Below are 15,912 nucleotides of genomic sequence, written 5' to 3' on the forward strand. Positions count from 1 at the left end.
TCCTGTCGTTGGTGGAGACCGGCAAGCGATTGGGCCGCTGCCCACAGGAGTGGTTGAGGGCCGTGGTCAGGGCGTGCATCGAGAAGACAGATTATCCCATCCCGGCAGAACTGATGCCGTCAACCCCGTCCTGGTGAATAGATACCTTGCCATTGCCCTCCAGCCGCCCCAGAGTGATGGGGTACTCTCGGCGAATGCGGCTACCCGGGGTGACGCCCCAGCCAGCGGCCACCAGCATGGGGTCGATATGGTCGCTGCGGGTCTCTGCTTCGTTCTTCACGTTCTCTTCCTGTCTATGTGGCCAACTGCCGAGCAATTCTTTGTGGTTGCTGCCCAGTCATCTGTTAAGTTGCGTTGCTTATCAACCACGGCACCTTATAACTGGCCGCTAAAGGCTTGCTGCAATAGCGACTGCCTTAGTTCATCCAGTGCGGCAATCTTGCGCTGGTAGAGAGATTCGAGGCGCAGGGTTTTGTCTCGAAGGGAGTCTAACTGCTCAACAATCTGCTGTTGCTCGGAAAGTGACGGTGGAAACGATATGTCAATCTGCTTAAGCAGGCTTGCTTTAATGCCTTGCACTGTTGCCCCAGTCCCTTTGGTGCGAATACGCTGTTGTATCGGTTGGGAAAGGAGAAGGTATTTCAAGAAAGTGCTATTTAGCTTGGTAGCGTTGGGCTGCATAATGATAACTCGCTGTGCAAATGCAACCGGTTCATCTGTATCAAGCTGCGCTACATTGGCGAGTGGCGCCTCGGTTGTGAAGAGCACATCGCCTTTTTTAGGTATGCCGCGAGTCATCCAATTGGAGTACCCCTCGGAGGCAATAAATTCCATCGGGGTTTCTTGGATATAACCCATTTTCACATTTTTGGCCGTAATTAATCTGACACCGCATTCGGTCTTTACCGGCGTTTTCCCTCGATAGTCAATGAATTTGACATCCGCACCGATAGTCGTGTCCACCCACCCCTTACCGCGCTGGCTAAACACCGACTGGAGATAGCTTTCAAACAGGGCTCGTGAATTCTGGCGGTTCTGTTCGGCATTGGCTCGGGCTGCCGCGATTGCTTCAAAGGCCTCATCGAGGATGGCCACGATGCGTTGCTGCTCTGAGAGGGGTGGCAAAACAATTTCAATGCTATTGAATTTCGATTTGTTCACTATCGGTACAGTCGTACCTGATGCTTGAGATTCGAGCTGTTCTTTGAAAGAGCAAGACAGCACTTGGTAGAGCATGAACGAAGGCAGTGCCTTATCCCCATCTGGAAAAATCGCATTGATTTGTTGATTGAATGCAACGGGGATTGTGTTTAATCCGACCTTTCCCAAATTGCCAATACAGGACACAAGGATCGAGTGTCGTGGTGCTATTCTAGCAACAGCGGCTCCCGCCTCTGACAATCCATCTTCTGCTGAATCAAGCTCAGAACCACGCAATTCCGGCGGCTTTACTAAAGGTATGAAATCCCCGTAAAAGCCTTCGTTACTCTTCGAAGGAGTGCCCCCAGTAACTGTTGTAAATGTGGCTCCAATAGTTGTTTTTGCCCACCCTGCCTTCATACCAGCCCCCGAATCGTGGCCAATAGTTCAGCGCTTTCGGCATCCAGTGCGGCAATCTCGTCCATGATGTCGTTTGGGCTGCGATGTACCACTTCTTCACCGCCGTTAGGATTTTTCACCGACAGGTCATAGCTGCTGATGTCGATATCGGCAACGTCCAGGCTCCAGCTCTTATCCGAGTCGGCAAAGCTCGCTTGCAGCGCGACAAACTCTTGCAGATCGTCGTCATTGAGCGGGTTGGTTTTACCGAGGTTACGGCCCGGATCGAGTTGGTAGAACCACACCTTGCGGGTAGGTTCGCCCTTGGTAAAGAACAACACCACTGTTTTAACACCGGCCCCCTGGAAGGTGCCACCCGGGCAATCCAGTACGGTGTGCAGGTTGCAGCTCTCCAGCAGCAATTTACGCAGCGCCACCGAGGCATTATCGGTGTTGGAGAGGAAGGTGTTCTTGATAACGATGGCAGCACGACCGCCCACTTTCAGCATTTTGATAAAGTGCTGCATAAACAGAAACGCTGTCTCGCCGGTGCGAATGGGGAAGTTCTGTTGTACCTCTTTGCGCTCTTTGCCGCCAAACGGCGGGTTGGCAAGGATCACCTCCATCCTGTCTTTGTCCTGAATATCGCTCAAGTTCTCGGCCAGGGTGTTGGTGTGCTGGATATTGGGCGCTTCGATGCCATGCAGAATGAGGTTCATGATGGCGATGACGTAGGCGAGGCTCTTCTTCTCTTTGCCGTAGAAGGTGCGGGTCTGCAGGGTGGCCAGATCGTCGGTAGTCAGACCCGGCGTGGCGCTCAGGTAATCGTGGGCTTCACACAAGAAGCCAGCCGAGCCACAGGCACCATCATAGATCCGCTCGCCTATGCGCGGCTTGGTCACCGCAATCATGGCGCGGATTAAGGGGCGAGGGGTGTAGTATTCGCCGCCATTGCGCCCGGCGTTGCCCATCCGCTTGATCTTTTCTTCGTAGAGGGCCGAGAGCTCGTGTTTCTCAACCTGGGAGCGAAAGCGCAGCTCGTCGATATAGTCGATGATATCGCGCAGGGTGTAGCCGCTGCGGATCTTGTTCTTAATCTCGCCGAAGATCTCGCCAATTTTGTATTCGATGGTATCCGGCCCGCTCGCCCGCTGCTTGAACCCTTCCAGATATGCGAACAAATCTTTATCGACAAACTCAACCAGATCGTCACCGGTCATGGCCACGTTGTGGTCAATCTTGCCATCGGCACCCTTAGGGGCGGCCCAGCTCGACCAGCGATAGCGAGGCAGCAGGATCGGGGTATAGGGCTTGCCTTCCAGCAGCGCTTCGCTCTCTTTGTCTTGCTCCAGCGCGTCGAGGTACTTGAGAAACAGCAGCCAGGAGGTCTGCTCGGTGTAATCCAGCTCTGAGCTGCAGCCCGACTCTTTGTGCAGGGCGTCGTCGATATTCTTGAAGGCTTGATCAAACATGAAAGGCATCCGGGTAAAGCATGGGCATAAGCGCCGGTCACAGGTGCGCTTATTGCTAATGGATTGAGTTGGTGGCCATTCTACCGCCTTGCCCGGATGCCATAAACCGTTATGGATGCTTTTGGAGCGATATGGGATGAAGATCAAGGACGAGAGCTTTGCTGGCTCGTTCTTGACTGACAAGCCAGTGGTACGGGGTAGATTAGCTAGATGAGATAAGCGTCGATAGCTGCCATAAACTGGGCCTTAATCGCCAGTAACTCCGCTCGCTTTGGTTGTGGGTCGAGGCACGGCCAAAATTCGAGCCACATGTCGTCTGCGGTGGGGAAATCTGAGGCGACGTTTGCCTTTAGGGCTGGGGAAAACCTCTCCAGCGTAGTGTGTATCTCGAATGGAAAACCAATCGTAAAACGCTCTTTTTGCATTGTGTGCCTGCATGGTTGCATACGGATACAAGATGATAATGGTCGTTGCAGGCCAACACTAATTTTAACGGTCGATCATCGAGCAACCGAAATGATCGCTTGTAACGGGACAAAGGATTTTGTGTTTTTGTGTCTGGGTTGCTGGTGTGGGTACTAGGCCCCCACTGTTCAATCCCTTGCTACAGTTGGGTTTGCTGCTTATGAGCAGATTGGCGGTCACATCAAAACACTTCTTCTAGTTCAGAAAAACGATCGCTTAGTGGAGAGAAAAAGTGATCATCCCCATGACGATCGTTTTTGTAGGTGATTCCTTGCCTGATGTGGGTTTGGCGCCGATGAAACATGAGAAAAACGATCCTATTTTGGCACCAGGGGAGAAATGGCAAATAATGATCGTTTTGTCGCATTTTGAAGCACAGATAGGGCTACGGCCCTCGTAATCATTGGGTTGTGAGAAAAAACGGTCACATTCTGTAATTAGGATCGCTTGTAACAGATCAAGTGATCCTTTTAGATATGATCACTCAGGGATTTTTTCCAACACCCAACCCCATGGTTCATTTAGAGCTCCCCTAGGGGATGAGGCGAAACACCAACCCACCGGTTTCAATACAGTATTCAAACGGCGAAAAACCATTCTGTGGTTTGAGTGATCCAAGTTGTAGAAATCTGTCAGTTCCTCATTGCTAACACCAGGGTCTGTAGCCACGATCAGAATGTGGGCATGGTGGGGGTGCCATTCCATTGCACAGACGAGGTGTGCCAAGTGATTAATCGGCCCCAGTTTGGCAATGGCCTGGTTTCTTTCTGCACGTTCCAAGCTGCGCCGGTTATGCTGCCCGGTTTTTCGTGACCAGGTTTCCCAGAATGGAGTGATGAGCGCAACACTAGGGGCGGGGTTGCAAATTTTATGCAGAATTTTGCGTTGTCTTTCGGCTCTTTTTTGCTCCTGCTGCCGCAGTTTTTCCTCTTTCGCCAGCTCCTTGGCGAACATCTTATGATTCTCCGAGAGCATTCGTTTCTTCTCCATGTTGTGGTGTGCATCCCGCGCCTCTAGCTGTCTATCGAACTGATCGGCTGTTTTATTTCACTCTATATATGAAAAAGATGGTGACAGTGGTGACACGGTTACAACGCTCACAAATCCGCGCCACTACTGAGTTTGTCTGTCACCATCCAGTAGTAGATCGAATGGTGACTGGTGGTGACAGACAGTGAGCGTCATCACTGTCACCACGTTGTCACCACCATCAATCGATTAAGGTGGTGACAGCACTATCCCTTTATTCATAGGGCTTACAGCGCTGTTTGGTGGTAGCGTCATCAGTGTCACCAAGGTGTTTGCGTTGCTTATTTGCGAGTACCTGAGTGCCCAAAAAGGGGAAAAACTTGGCTACCACTTACCTCTGGCTAGCCCTAATCGCTATCCTCCGGGTCGCATGCCTCATCGGCTAATACTCGTTCTGTCAGCATGTACACCCATACCCGGTTACCCATGCCTGGCAATCGGACTTGTCGTTGTAAACGCCTCCTATCTTTGCTTGCCAGTAGATAGCCTGCATCCATGCACAGTTGCGCTGCTCGCTTTGGATCGCGTCCTTTAGTGATCTCGCCCCAGCCGGGCGGCAACACAAAGAAGCTCACCCCATCAGACCCGGTCTTACGATAACCCACCATATTGGCAGGTCGATGATTGGCGTCGAGCCAGTCAGCAAAGCGGGTGTATTGGTGGGCAGTAACGAACCCGCGTACTTGCTCCAGGGTGGCGGCATCTTCCTTATTGCCAAGGTGGCCCCGCTCCGCCAGCCATGCCTTGAGGCAGACCCTTACCGCTTTGACCGCTTCTCCTTCGGGCCAGCCCGAGATCCCCAATCGAGTTGCCAGCTCACCGGCAGCGGCCACCAGCGCGAACCGGTTGATGGCTCGCCCAACTTGATTACCTGCACCCTTCGGAGTTAGCTCACCGGCAAGTCGCTTGATCTCACTCAGTAAGTGTTCGCAGTGTGTATCCATGTCACCAGCCAGGGCTTCCACTAAGGCGCGAAAGGCGGTGCCATGCTGGCGCACTGCGTTGGCCTTCAAGCTGTCGGCGAAGATACGCCCGCTTTCCATGTCGTGAAGCCACTCAAATGCCCCATGGTGCCCTGTGTCGCTCGGGATCTGGATAGTACGCACCTCCATTCCCGCCTGGGTGCTCTTTCCAGCACTGGCGGCATGATCTTCAAGACTCAGCTCACCGGTAGACAGGAACAATAGTCGCCACGCCTTACGCTCGCGCAACTCACCATCCTGCTTGCTACGGCCTTTGCCTTGCCCATTCGCCAGCATGTAGGCCACCTGTCCGGCTTCGCGGCCATCCAGTTCACCCAGCTCATCTAGGCAGAGCAGGGCATCATTGCGCCGCCCGGCGATCCCCTCGATGGCGTTTCCGGTCGCTCGCCAAGTTTGGCTATAGCGGTCAGGGTGGCCGTAGACACTGGCAGCGGCCTTCATGATGGTGGTCTTGCCGTCTGTACTCTCACCTTTGAGGTGGAAGCCTCCCCCTTCCATGCCGACTAGGGCAAGCAGGGGAGCGGCAAAGGCCAAAGAGAGGGCAAAGCAGAGGCGGGAGTTGCCCACTGCCAGCGTTGCTACCCCCTGTTGCCACCCAGCCAAGGTGCCACACTCGGTAACGTCACTGGCAGCGTATCCAGCCGTTTGCAGGATTACTCCCTCGGCATCTGGCCCTATCGCCCCTTGTGGCATCACATAGGCATGACCATGCCAACCGGTACGCTCTACACAGGTGATCCGTCTCTCTGGCTGGCAAGCCATCAGGTACTCGGCTAGCTTGCGTTTGTGGCCCAACTCGATAAACGGCAAGCCCGCATCTAGTAGTGCTGTAAACACCTCTTCACCATTGCGCGGCACCAGAGAGCGGACAGGCATTGCCCACCGGCGCGTCCGTCCGGCGCTATCTTGCCATTCCAGCAGACGGCCATAGCCCCGACCATGTTCATCACTGGTTTCAGCCAATACTTGCACCGGGCTTGATATGGGCACCAACTCTTGCCGGGCATTGTCTCCCCGCCCCACTAGCTCCCACACACAAAGGCGATTCCCCTTGATCTCGAACCCAGCCGGTAGCATCTGTTCCTTAGCCTCTTCCTCGTTGTGGTGAAGTGGATGAAGCGTGACAATTGCCCCCTCTTTTCTCTGGCCAGGGTCTTGGGGGCGATTAGTGAGTGGGGTGGCGCAGGCGCTCATAATGGCCTCTTGTGTTTTGGTCAGTCCGTGGGCTTGATGGTAATCGTTCCAGTCCCCCTGAATGGGCGGCAGGGCAACCACAGCCCCCACGGCTAGGGCCGCGCCATCAGTTTGGTGTTGAGTGATCTCGTTGCGGTGGCCAGCCTCGTCTAAGTCGTAATCGCCGCAGATGATGATCTTGGCGGTTGGGTGCTGGCGGCGGGCTATCTTCGCCACGTTTAACAGGTTGCCACTATCCATTGCGCAATAGACGGTCGCCCCTGTAGCTAGGTGAACAGATAACCCGGTTGCATATCCCTCTACCACAGCCACCAGCTCCCCACCGTTGAGGCGGTGAAAAGCTTGCTGTTTCTGGCCACCGGCAAGATAGCGCTTGGTGCCGTCCTCCCGGATCAGTTGAACGTTCACCAGTTCGTTGGCCTCGTTATAGAGGGGAACGATCAGGCTAGCAGGTGGGAATTTTTCACCAGCATCGCGGATCAGGATGCGGTTCACGGCGCACAGGAACACGCCTAAGTTCTTGCGGGCCAAATAGGGCGCATGGGCCTGCTCACTGTCTTGCATGATTGCAGCGGCGCGGCGGGCTGCCTTGTGGCGGCGTAGCTCGTCCTGCCCGGCTCTGGTCTGTTGCTGCTGGTGGATGCGTTCCCGTTCAGTTGCATCTAGGCCACCAGCAGACACTCCTACCAGTGGGGCTATCAGCTCAGCCGCCTCCTTGATCGGCTTGCCAGTCACCAAGCCAACCAGCGCTAGCCCATCCCCGGCACCGCACTGATTACAAATCCAAGTGCCACGCCCTCCCTTGTTATCGAGTCGAAACCTATCTTTGCCACCACAGGTAGGGCAGGGGCCATGCTTACCACCTCGCGGGGTATCGATCCCCACCGCCGCCAGCAGATCGGGCCAGTGCCCCGTAGCCGCAGCGGCCACATCCGAGACGAATCTTGCTTTGTTCATCTCTCACTCCTGGTCTGAATTGCCACCAGCGCATTGCTGGCTCGGGCATCAAAACTCGCCCTTATCTGGAGGTCTCTGAGGCTGTGTCTTCCGATTTTTGGCAAGGCTTCGCCCTGAGCGTTATGCCCATTGATTTGCATCGTCATAGTGTTGGTTTCTAGCGGCGTTAGCTGGTGGTCGGGTTGCTGTCAGGCTGGGAGGGGGCTGACCATTCGGGGAGTCCTAGCACATAGGTCGCCATGCTCTTGTATCTGTGACCACGATACAGTACGTGTGCCTGAATATGGGTCGTGATGTTGAACCCCTTTTGCCGCAGTTCCAAAATCCGAGCTTGAGCCCTCAAGATATTGTGTTCATGTATGAACTCCAAGCTGGAGGTCGGCCCCTCTCGAAGGATGACCAGTACTTGTGCGAGTTGCCCGGTGACTGTTGGGCAAGCACATAAGGTGGAATTCTTTAGGCGTTCAAACTGGGTCGTGCCGTTCTGCGGGGCGGCCTTTTTTTTCTTCATGTTTGGCCTCTTTATTTCCCGTGGCGAGCGGCAATGCGCTCCGCAATCCAAGTGTCGATCTCGGATTCGACAAAAGCGACAGAGCGCCCCCCGGCTGGTGATAAACGAACCGGTCTTGGCAGTTGGTCACGAGCGATCAGGTCGTAAATGCTGCTCTTGCTCAAGCCGGTTTTTTGGATCACTTCCTTCATGCGGATGAGGCGAAACTGCGGGGGAGTGGATGGGGTATGTGCTTCCATAACTGTCCTCTACGGTCGTTGTTTTCGAGGAGGTTATGGAAACACAGGGACTGGGGTATTTGGGGGAGTTATGGAAAACTCACAGTGAGTTATGGAAACTCACGCCCTAACTCCAGCCCTTTGTAGCCAGTTTTTCACTGTGCTCCTGTCTACGTCAGTTAGCGTTCCTGATACACCTTGTCGTGAGATTTTTCTTTGCAAGTCAGCAATGCTTCCTTGGTAATCCTCATCTGTGAATCCAAGAGCGGTTAGTAATTCTACAATGACACGACTTTGGTTTGCGGTTGTCCGGCTTGGTGATTCTCTGGTGGTGGCAAGCATTTGCGCCATCGCACATTGTTCTTTGTCATGGCTCCAGATAGGAAAAGGCTGCCCAGTGTGAATGTGTAGATGAAGTTGTTCCAAATCTTCACGCATTAACCAAAGGTTATCTTTGAGGCTTGGGAATGATGCCGCAACTTTTACTGTTATATCTATATCAGGCACATCAAAGGCATATGCCGATGCACTAAGGTCAAAGCTTGAAAGAAGGGCTAGGTAATACTCATCGCTGTTTGAAATCCCCCCATCTTGTTCCCAATGCCAAAAATGCAGAGGAGCAATGGCCCAGAAACCATAGAGTTTTGAAACTTTAAAGTGACAATAACCGTCATTGCTCATTTCATAGCCGGGTGAGCCCATTTTTCCGACTCGTATAAAATTGAATCCCGCCCCAAATTTAAACGCACCCTCCATGGGGTCGGGGTTAATTACAAACTCGGGCGACACCTCCTTGGGGAGACGTATGCCTACAGTATTGATCCCATCCAATGCCCTCGCAGCATTGACATAGATTTTAATCGCACCGATTGCAGCCCAGTGGAAAAGATCCTCTATCTCGCATTTCAGTAGCTTGGCAGCTCGCTCTGGTCGGCAATATTCCAAAGGAAGCAAAGGGGGGATGGACAGATCTGTTTTTTCCTTAGATTTTGCTGTAGTTGTCACTGAAGGGCTTTTCCGTTCTTTGCTTGATTAGCATACTGGGCCCTCTGAGCAGGGGGCCCGTTTGGGTGATGGCATTATGCATGCTCGGCAATTGTCAGTTATGGGTTACTCGCCCACGACCTTCAATGCCTTCAAGCCGCTAGTCAGAGATAGGTTGCCTTGGCTAGCCTGTTCTATGTGGTTGCTCCACCACTCCATCATGATCTGCCGTTGTTTGAAGTAGTCAGAGCGGTTATAGGCGCGGCGGATCTCGTTTTCATCGGCGTGAGACAGTGCTGCCTCGATGGCATCTGGGTTAAAACCCTGTTCGTTCAGGGTGGTGCTGCCCAGTGAGCGCAGGCCGTGAGCCACCAGCCTCCCGCCATACCCCAACCGCCTTAAGGCCGCGTTGGCGGTCTGATCGTTGATATGGGTCATTGGATTCCGAAGGCCGGGGAAGACAAAAGGGCGGTGGCCGCTGATTGGCCTCATATGTTCTAGCAGGGCGATTGCTTGCGGGGTCAGTGGCACCCGATGGGGGCGATCCATCTTCATGCGGTCGGCAGGGATATTCCAGACTTTGGCCTCAAGGTCTATTTCATCCCAGCGAGCACCTGCAGACTCACCGGGCCGAACCAGAGTATGAAGGCTCCATTCAATCTGGCATCGAGTGGTGTGCTCTATACGGCCATTTGCGATATCAGCCATCAAAAGCGGTAGTTCATGCGGTTGAAGAGTCAGCATGTTCGTTTTGGTGGGGGTTTTGAATACTTTGCGGATATCAGTGCAAGGATTTGCTTCCAGCAGACCATGATTCACGCAATAGCTCATGATCTCGTTGATATGGCGGCAAAGGCGGTGAAGGGTATCAAGAATGCCGTATGCTTCCACTGGGCGCAGTATCTCGATCACCTTGGGGGCGCGGATCTGGTCAATGGGCATCTCGCCGATAAAGGGCAGCACATACATTTCAAGCATGCGCCAATCTTTTTGGGCTGTCTTGGGCTTTACCCGATGGCTCTTTAGCTCCATCAGCTGACGCGCCATGCGCTCAAAGGTGTTGGCAGTAGCCTCTTGCTTCGCATGAGCAATCGCCGCCTGCTCTTCTTTGTGGATTTTGGGGTCGATCCCTTCAGCCAGCAGGGCGCGGGCTTCTCGCCGTAGTTCACGGGCCGCCGCAAGGGATACTTCCGGGTAGGTGCCAAAGCCAATGTTGGTGCGTTTTTTGTCGGAAGGCCTCTGATACTTGAAGACCCAGCGCTTCCCACCGTTCGGTTTAACCCTTAACTCCAGTCCTTCGCCATCAGACAGGGTGATTTCCTGGGCGTCTGCCTTGGCACTTTTCACTTTGGGGTCAGTTAGCCAGTTTGCCCCTGTCCTGCGCGTCTTCTTGTCCATCCAATGTCCCCTAGTACCACTGAATTGAGTACCACAACGCTTGTGGTACTAATGATGGTACTAAATTAACTGGTTTCTGACGACGCCATCGGACTATTACGGACAACAAAAAACCCGCAAAGCCTTACGCTGTGCGGGTTTCTGTACTTTGTCGTTCCTGATCGGAACTTAATTTGGTGGCCCCTGGGGGACTTGAACCCACGACCAATCGATTATGAGTCGACTGCTCTGACCAACTGAGCTAAGGGGCCATTGATGCTGGTTAGCGGCGTGGATTATAGGGGATGGCGGATACCCCGTCCATAGTCAGATCAACCACTTGGCGAGATTTCATCCATATTCAAGCGGTTCCATGACCCCTCTTCACGCCCATGCCTGCACGGATAAAACAAAGCCCCGCATGGCGGGGCTTTTTGTTGCTATGTCAGGCTGACAAAACCCGGGACTACTCGTCCAGGAAGCTGCGCAGCACTTCCGAGCGGCTCGGATGGCGCAGTTTGCGCAGGGCCTTGGCTTCGATCTGACGGATACGCTCACGGGTGACGTCGAACTGCTTGCCCACTTCCTCGAGGGTGTGGTCGGTGTTCATGTCGATACCGAAGCGCATGCGCAGTACCTTGGCTTCCCGTGCGGTCAGCCCGGCCAGCACTTCGCGGGTCGCGTTGCGCAGGCTCTCGCTGGTGGCCGCATCCGCTGGCAGAGCCAGGGTGGTATCTTCGATGAAGTCGCCCAAGTGGGAGTCTTCGTCATCACCGATGGGCGTCTCCATGGAGATGGGCTCCTTGGCGATTTTCAGTACCTTGCGGATCTTGTCTTCCGGCATGCCCATGCGCATGGCCAGCTCTTCCGGGTTCGGTTCACGACCCATCTCCTGCAGCATCTGGCGGGAGATGCGGTTGAGCTTGTTGATGGTCTCGATCATGTGCACCGGGATACGGATAGTACGGGCCTGATCCGCGATGGAGCGGGTAATGGCCTGACGGATCCACCAGGTGGCATAGGTCGAGAACTTGTAGCCGCGACGATATTCGAACTTGTCGACCGCCTTCATCAGACCGATGTTGCCCTCCTGGATCAGATCCAGGAACTGCAGACCGCGGTTGGTGTACTTCTTGGCGATGGAGATAACCAGACGCAGGTTGGCCTCAACCATCTCTTTCTTCGCACGGCGGGCTTTGGCCTCACCAATGCTCATGCGGCGGTTGATATCCTTGATCTGGGCGATGGACAGACCGGTCTCTTCTTCGATCTGCTGCAGCTTGCCGATGGAACGCAGTACTTCTTCGTCCATCTCGAGCAGACGGGGAGACCACGCCTTGCCGGCCTGCTTCTGGTATTCGAACCAGGCAGTTTCGCACTCGTTGTTGGTGAAGGCCGCGACGAAGGTCTTCTTCGGCATCTTGGCCTGCTCAACGCAGAGCTTCATGATGATGCGTTCCTGCACGCGGACACGCTCCATCATCTCCCGCATGTTGTTGACCAGGCGATCGAACTGCTTGGGCATCAGGCGGAATTGACGGAAGACATCGGCCAGCTGGGCGATGGCATTCTGGGTGTCGTCGTGGGCACGACCATTCTGCTGAATGGAGAGACGAGTCACCTCGTACTGGGCACGCAGTTCGCCGAATTTCTCGCGAGCGACTTCCGGATCCGGGCCACCATCGCCGTCATCGTCGGAGTTGTCACCGTCTTCGTCTTCGTCCTCATCTTCGTCTTCGTCTTCGTCGGCGAGGTCGTCCTCGCTGAGCTCGGAGCCGATATGAGTGGCGGTCGGTGCCACGTCATCCACTTCGTTCGGATCGATGAAGCCGGAGATGATGTCGGACAGGCGAAGCTGCTCGGCTTCGTACTTGTCATACTGTTCGAGCAGATAGGTGATGGCTTCAGGGTACTCGGCGACGGAGCTTTGTACCTGGTTGATACCGTCTTCAATCCGCTTGGCGATGTCGATTTCGCCTTCGCGGGTCAGCAGTTCGACGGTACCCATTTCCCGCATGTACATGCGGACGGGATCGGTCGTGCGACCAATCTCAGATTCAACAGATGCCAGAGCCTGGGCCGCTGCTTCGGCAGCGTCCTCATCGGCGGTACCACCTTCAGCCATGATAAGGTCATCGGCATCCGGAGCGTTTTCAACCACTTGAATGCCCATATCGTTGATCATCTGGATGATGTCTTCGATCTGGTCTGAATCGACAATGTCTTGCGGGAGGTGATCGTTCACCTCGGCATAGGTCAGGTAGCCCTGTTCTTTACCTTTGGCAACGAGGAGTTTAAGCTGAGACTGCGGGGTTTGCTCCATAGAACTCATCCGGTTGGTGTTGCTAGGTTGCGCGTACAGTGCGCTGCTGCGCAAATAGCCAATTCTAATAGAAAACCGCCAGACATGCTATGTCTGGTTGCGGCGTCGGTCATGAGAAACCCCTGCCCGCAGTGTTGTCGGGGCCAGGTGGTTATAAAGTGTTTGCTTTCAATCCCGTCGATTCGGGCAACGCTATTCATATTGGGACTGCTCACTCAAATATCAAGCCCCACTCTCATTTCTTTTCTCAATCTGCACCTCTCTGATCAGCATCATCAGCTCCTGAGTTTCCTCAGAGCTTAGCCCTTCCTGCGCCACCTTGGCCTGCAATTCTTCGATCCGTTGCTTCAGGAAAAGGTTGATGAAACCGACAAAGGTATCTTGTAATTCTCCCAGAATATCGGGCTCCTGATCGAGCTTTACCTCTTCAAACAGGTCATGCATCGCCAGTTGGGCAAGTATTTCTCCCTCTTTTGTGCCACGCCAATGCTCCAGCAGGATACCCGTTGTCACTCCCGGCTGGATCAGGATCTGCTGGTGCAGTTGCAGCAGGAAAGGGATCCCCTGCAGGCGCAGCCCGGCCAACTCGGGCATGGCCGGCAGCTCGGCGGTGATCGCCGGATACTGCACCATCAGGGCCAGAGCCCTGCGGATCGGCGTCAGTTTGGTCGCCTTGGGTTTGTTGACTTCCACCTTGGGCTGGCTGTTGCGGGCAAACAGCTCGGCAATCCGCTGCTTGTTTTCTCCCCAACGCATCATGCTGGAAAGTCGGGTAATCAACCCCTCGCGAGTGAAACCTTCCGGTACCCGACGAATCAGCTCGGCGGCCTTGTTGGCCACTTCAAACTTGCCTGCCTCACCGGAAAGAGCCGCATCGCGCCCGAGGCGTTCGAACATGAAATCCGCAAACGACTGGGCCTTGTCGAGCAGCGCTTCGAACCCCTCCTTGCCGATCTGGCGTACCAGCGAGTCGGGATCCTCGCCATCCGGCAAAAAGACGAACTTGAGTTCACGGCCGTCCTGCAGGTGGGAGAGCGCGTTATCCAGCGCCCGCCAGGCAGCTTCCCGACCGGCGTTGTCGCCATCGTAGCAACAGACCACCTCTGCCGTGGTACGGAACAGGGTGTGGATGTGATCGCTGGTGGTCGCAGTCCCCAGTGCCGCCACCGCATAGTCGATGTCGTACTGGCCGAGCGCCACCACATCCATGTAGCCTTCCACCACAAGGATCCGGCGCGGATCCTTGTGTGCCTGCTTGACCTCATAAAGGCCGAACAGCTCTCGCCCCTTGTGGAAGATGGGGGTTTCGGGGGAGTTCAGGTACTTGGGCGTGCCATCCCCCAGCACTCGGCCACCGAAGCCGATGACCCGGCCGCGTTTGTCCCTGATCGGAAACATGATGCGATCGCGGAAACGATCGTAGCTGCCCGGGCCGCTGTCACGGGGTATCAGCATACCGCCCGAAATCAGCAGTTGTTCGTGATCCCGACTGGCGCCAAAGCGGCGACGCACCTGATCCCAGTCCCCAGGGGCATAACCGATGTTGAAGCGCTTGACCACCTCGCCAGTCAGGCCCCGGCCTTTCAGATACTCCACCGCCTGAGGCGCGTTCTTGAGATTGCTCTCGTAGAAGCGCGCAATCTGGTTCATCAGCTCGAACAGATCCTTGCTGACGGCAGGTTGGCTATGGCTTGATCCACCCGCCGTTTGCTCACGGGGGACCTGCATGCCGTGCAGGCTTGCCAGCTCTTCGATGGCATCGGGGAATTCCAGGCCGTCGTACTCCATGACAAAGCCGATGGCATTGCCGTGGGCACCACAACCGAAACAGTGATAGAACTGCTTCTCCTGGCTGACGGTAAAGGAGGGGCTTTTTTCGTTATGAAAAGGGCAGCAAGCCTGGTAGTTCTTACCGGCTTTCTTCAACCGCACACGGGAGTCGATCAACTCGACTATGTCCGTGCGTACGAGCAGATCATCGATAAAGGATTGCGGGATCCTGCCAGCCATAACCGTCCTGTTTCATTGCATAGGAAATAAAAAAGCCGCGCATTCCAATGGGAAGCACGGCTTCTTCGACCAAACAAGAGAGTTGCCTGTTACGCCAAGCGGGTTTTCACCTGAGCACTGACGGCGCCGACATCGGCACGCCCCTGAATTTTTGGCTTCAAGACAGCCATGACTTTACCCATGTCAGCCATGACGGCAGCACCACTTTCAGTGATGGCTTGCTCGATCAGGGCGGCAATTTCGTCTGCGGTCAGCTGTTGTGGCAGGAACTCCTGCAGCACAACGATCTCGGCGGACTCTTTGTCGGCGAGATCCTGGCGACCGGCAGCTTCAAACTGGCTGATGGAATCGCGACGCTGTTTGACCATTTTGGTCACGACAGCGAGGATCTCTTCATCATTGAGCTCGACACGGGTATCGACTTCACGCTGCTTGATTTCTGCCATCAACAAGCGGATAGCACCCAACCGAGGCTTGTCTTTGGCAAGCATGGCGAGCTTTTGCTGATCCTTGAGTTGATCCTTCAGAGACACGGCATGATCCCTTGATTAGTACAGGCGGATACGACGTGCGTTTTCGCGGGACAGCTTCTTGGCGTGACGCTTGACAGCGGACGCTTTGGCGCGCTTGCGAATGGTAGTCGGCTTCTCGTAGAACTCACGGCTACGAACTTCGGACAGGATACCGGCCTTTTCGCAAGAACGCTTGAAGCGACGCAGAGCAACGTCAAACGGCTCATTTTCACGGACTTTGATTACTGGCATGTGCCTTTCACCTCAGTGATAAATTGTTAGCTGACCTTCAATCGATCAGCATGTCTTAAAATGGTGCGAAATTATACTCTGGACAG

General features: G+C 54.6%; 14 protein-coding genes and 1 tRNA gene. 1 reads left to right on the forward strand and 14 read right to left on the reverse strand.

The window, feature by feature from the left end; all coding sequences use genetic code 11:
• Positions 1-91 precede the first annotated feature (91 nt).
• The 3 genes from J9892_RS15925 to J9892_RS15935 form a co-directional block, all read right to left on the reverse strand.
• Positions 92-280, reverse strand: a complete 189-nt coding sequence (locus J9892_RS15925; protein WP_210538585.1) for a hypothetical protein — start codon at positions 278-280, stop codon at positions 92-94.
• A gap of 95 nt (positions 281-375) precedes the next feature.
• Entirely contained in the window at positions 376-1,560 is a 1,185-nt protein-coding gene (locus tag J9892_RS15930; protein ID WP_200163807.1) for a restriction endonuclease subunit S, read from the reverse strand.
• A complete protein-coding gene (locus J9892_RS15935) occupies positions 1,557-3,011 on the reverse strand; it encodes a type I restriction-modification system subunit M (RefSeq protein WP_234035417.1) in 1,455 nt (484 codons plus the stop codon). Before J9892_RS15935 ends, J9892_RS15930 begins: the two co-directional genes overlap by 4 nt.
• A gap of 709 nt (positions 3,012-3,720) precedes the next feature.
• Here J9892_RS15935 and J9892_RS15940 point away from each other — a divergent pair.
• Positions 3,721-3,876 (forward strand): hypothetical protein, encoded by a 156-nt coding sequence (locus tag J9892_RS15940; RefSeq protein WP_210538586.1) that lies wholly within the window; start codon positions 3,721-3,723, stop codon positions 3,874-3,876.
• Between the two features lie 80 nt (positions 3,877-3,956).
• On the opposite strand, the gene J9892_RS15945 is transcribed toward J9892_RS15940, so the two are convergent.
• The 11 genes from J9892_RS15945 to rpsU form a co-directional block, all read right to left on the reverse strand.
• Positions 3,957-4,430 carry a hypothetical protein gene (locus J9892_RS15945; RefSeq protein ID WP_210538587.1) on the reverse strand — a complete coding sequence of 158 codons (474 nt, stop codon included), beginning with the start codon at positions 4,428-4,430 and terminating at the stop codon, positions 3,957-3,959.
• Positions 4,431-4,852: 422 nt separating this feature from the next.
• Positions 4,853-7,639 carry a DUF927 domain-containing protein gene (locus J9892_RS15950; protein ID WP_200164211.1) on the reverse strand — a complete coding sequence of 929 codons (2,787 nt, stop codon included), beginning with the start codon at positions 7,637-7,639 and terminating at the stop codon, positions 4,853-4,855.
• Between the two features lie 166 nt (positions 7,640-7,805).
• Entirely contained in the window at positions 7,806-8,150 is a 345-nt protein-coding gene (locus J9892_RS15955) for a helix-turn-helix domain-containing protein (protein WP_200164212.1), read from the reverse strand.
• An 11-nt stretch (positions 8,151-8,161) separates the two neighbouring features.
• A complete protein-coding gene (locus J9892_RS15960) occupies positions 8,162-8,389 on the reverse strand; it encodes an AlpA family transcriptional regulator (protein WP_200164213.1) in 228 nt (75 codons plus the stop codon).
• A gap of 99 nt (positions 8,390-8,488) precedes the next feature.
• The gene (locus J9892_RS15965) at positions 8,489-9,373 is read right to left on the reverse strand and encodes a hypothetical protein (RefSeq protein ID WP_200164214.1); all 885 of its coding nucleotides are present in this window, start codon (positions 9,371-9,373) and stop codon (positions 8,489-8,491) included.
• A 105-nt stretch (positions 9,374-9,478) separates the two neighbouring features.
• Entirely contained in the window at positions 9,479-10,750 is a 1,272-nt protein-coding gene (locus tag J9892_RS15970) for an integrase domain-containing protein (protein ID WP_201922354.1), read from the reverse strand.
• A gap of 174 nt (positions 10,751-10,924) precedes the next feature.
• Positions 10,925-11,001, reverse strand: a tRNA-Ile gene (locus J9892_RS15975).
• A gap of 194 nt (positions 11,002-11,195) precedes the next feature.
• Positions 11,196-13,091, reverse strand: a complete 1,896-nt coding sequence (gene rpoD / locus J9892_RS15980; protein ID WP_263639565.1) for an RNA polymerase sigma factor RpoD — start codon at positions 13,089-13,091, stop codon at positions 11,196-11,198.
• Positions 13,092-13,274: 183 nt separating this feature from the next.
• Positions 13,275-15,062 (reverse strand): DNA primase, encoded by a 1,788-nt coding sequence (dnaG, locus tag J9892_RS15985; protein WP_069784226.1) that lies wholly within the window; start codon positions 15,060-15,062, stop codon positions 13,275-13,277.
• An 89-nt stretch (positions 15,063-15,151) separates the two neighbouring features.
• Complete coding sequence (locus J9892_RS15990; RefSeq protein WP_010675618.1) at positions 15,152-15,595, reverse strand: GatB/YqeY domain-containing protein; 444 nt, start codon at positions 15,593-15,595, stop codon at positions 15,152-15,154.
• A gap of 15 nt (positions 15,596-15,610) precedes the next feature.
• Positions 15,611-15,826: a 30S ribosomal protein S21 gene (gene rpsU, locus J9892_RS15995; RefSeq protein WP_005309452.1), complete on the reverse strand. Its 216-nt coding sequence runs from the start codon at positions 15,824-15,826 to the stop codon at positions 15,611-15,613.
• Between the last annotated feature and the right edge of the window lie 86 nt (positions 15,827-15,912).

It is taken from the genome of Aeromonas sp. Prich7-2, from assembly GCF_017939255.1.
Taxonomy (GTDB): domain Bacteria; phylum Pseudomonadota; class Gammaproteobacteria; order Enterobacterales; family Aeromonadaceae; genus Aeromonas; species Aeromonas caviae.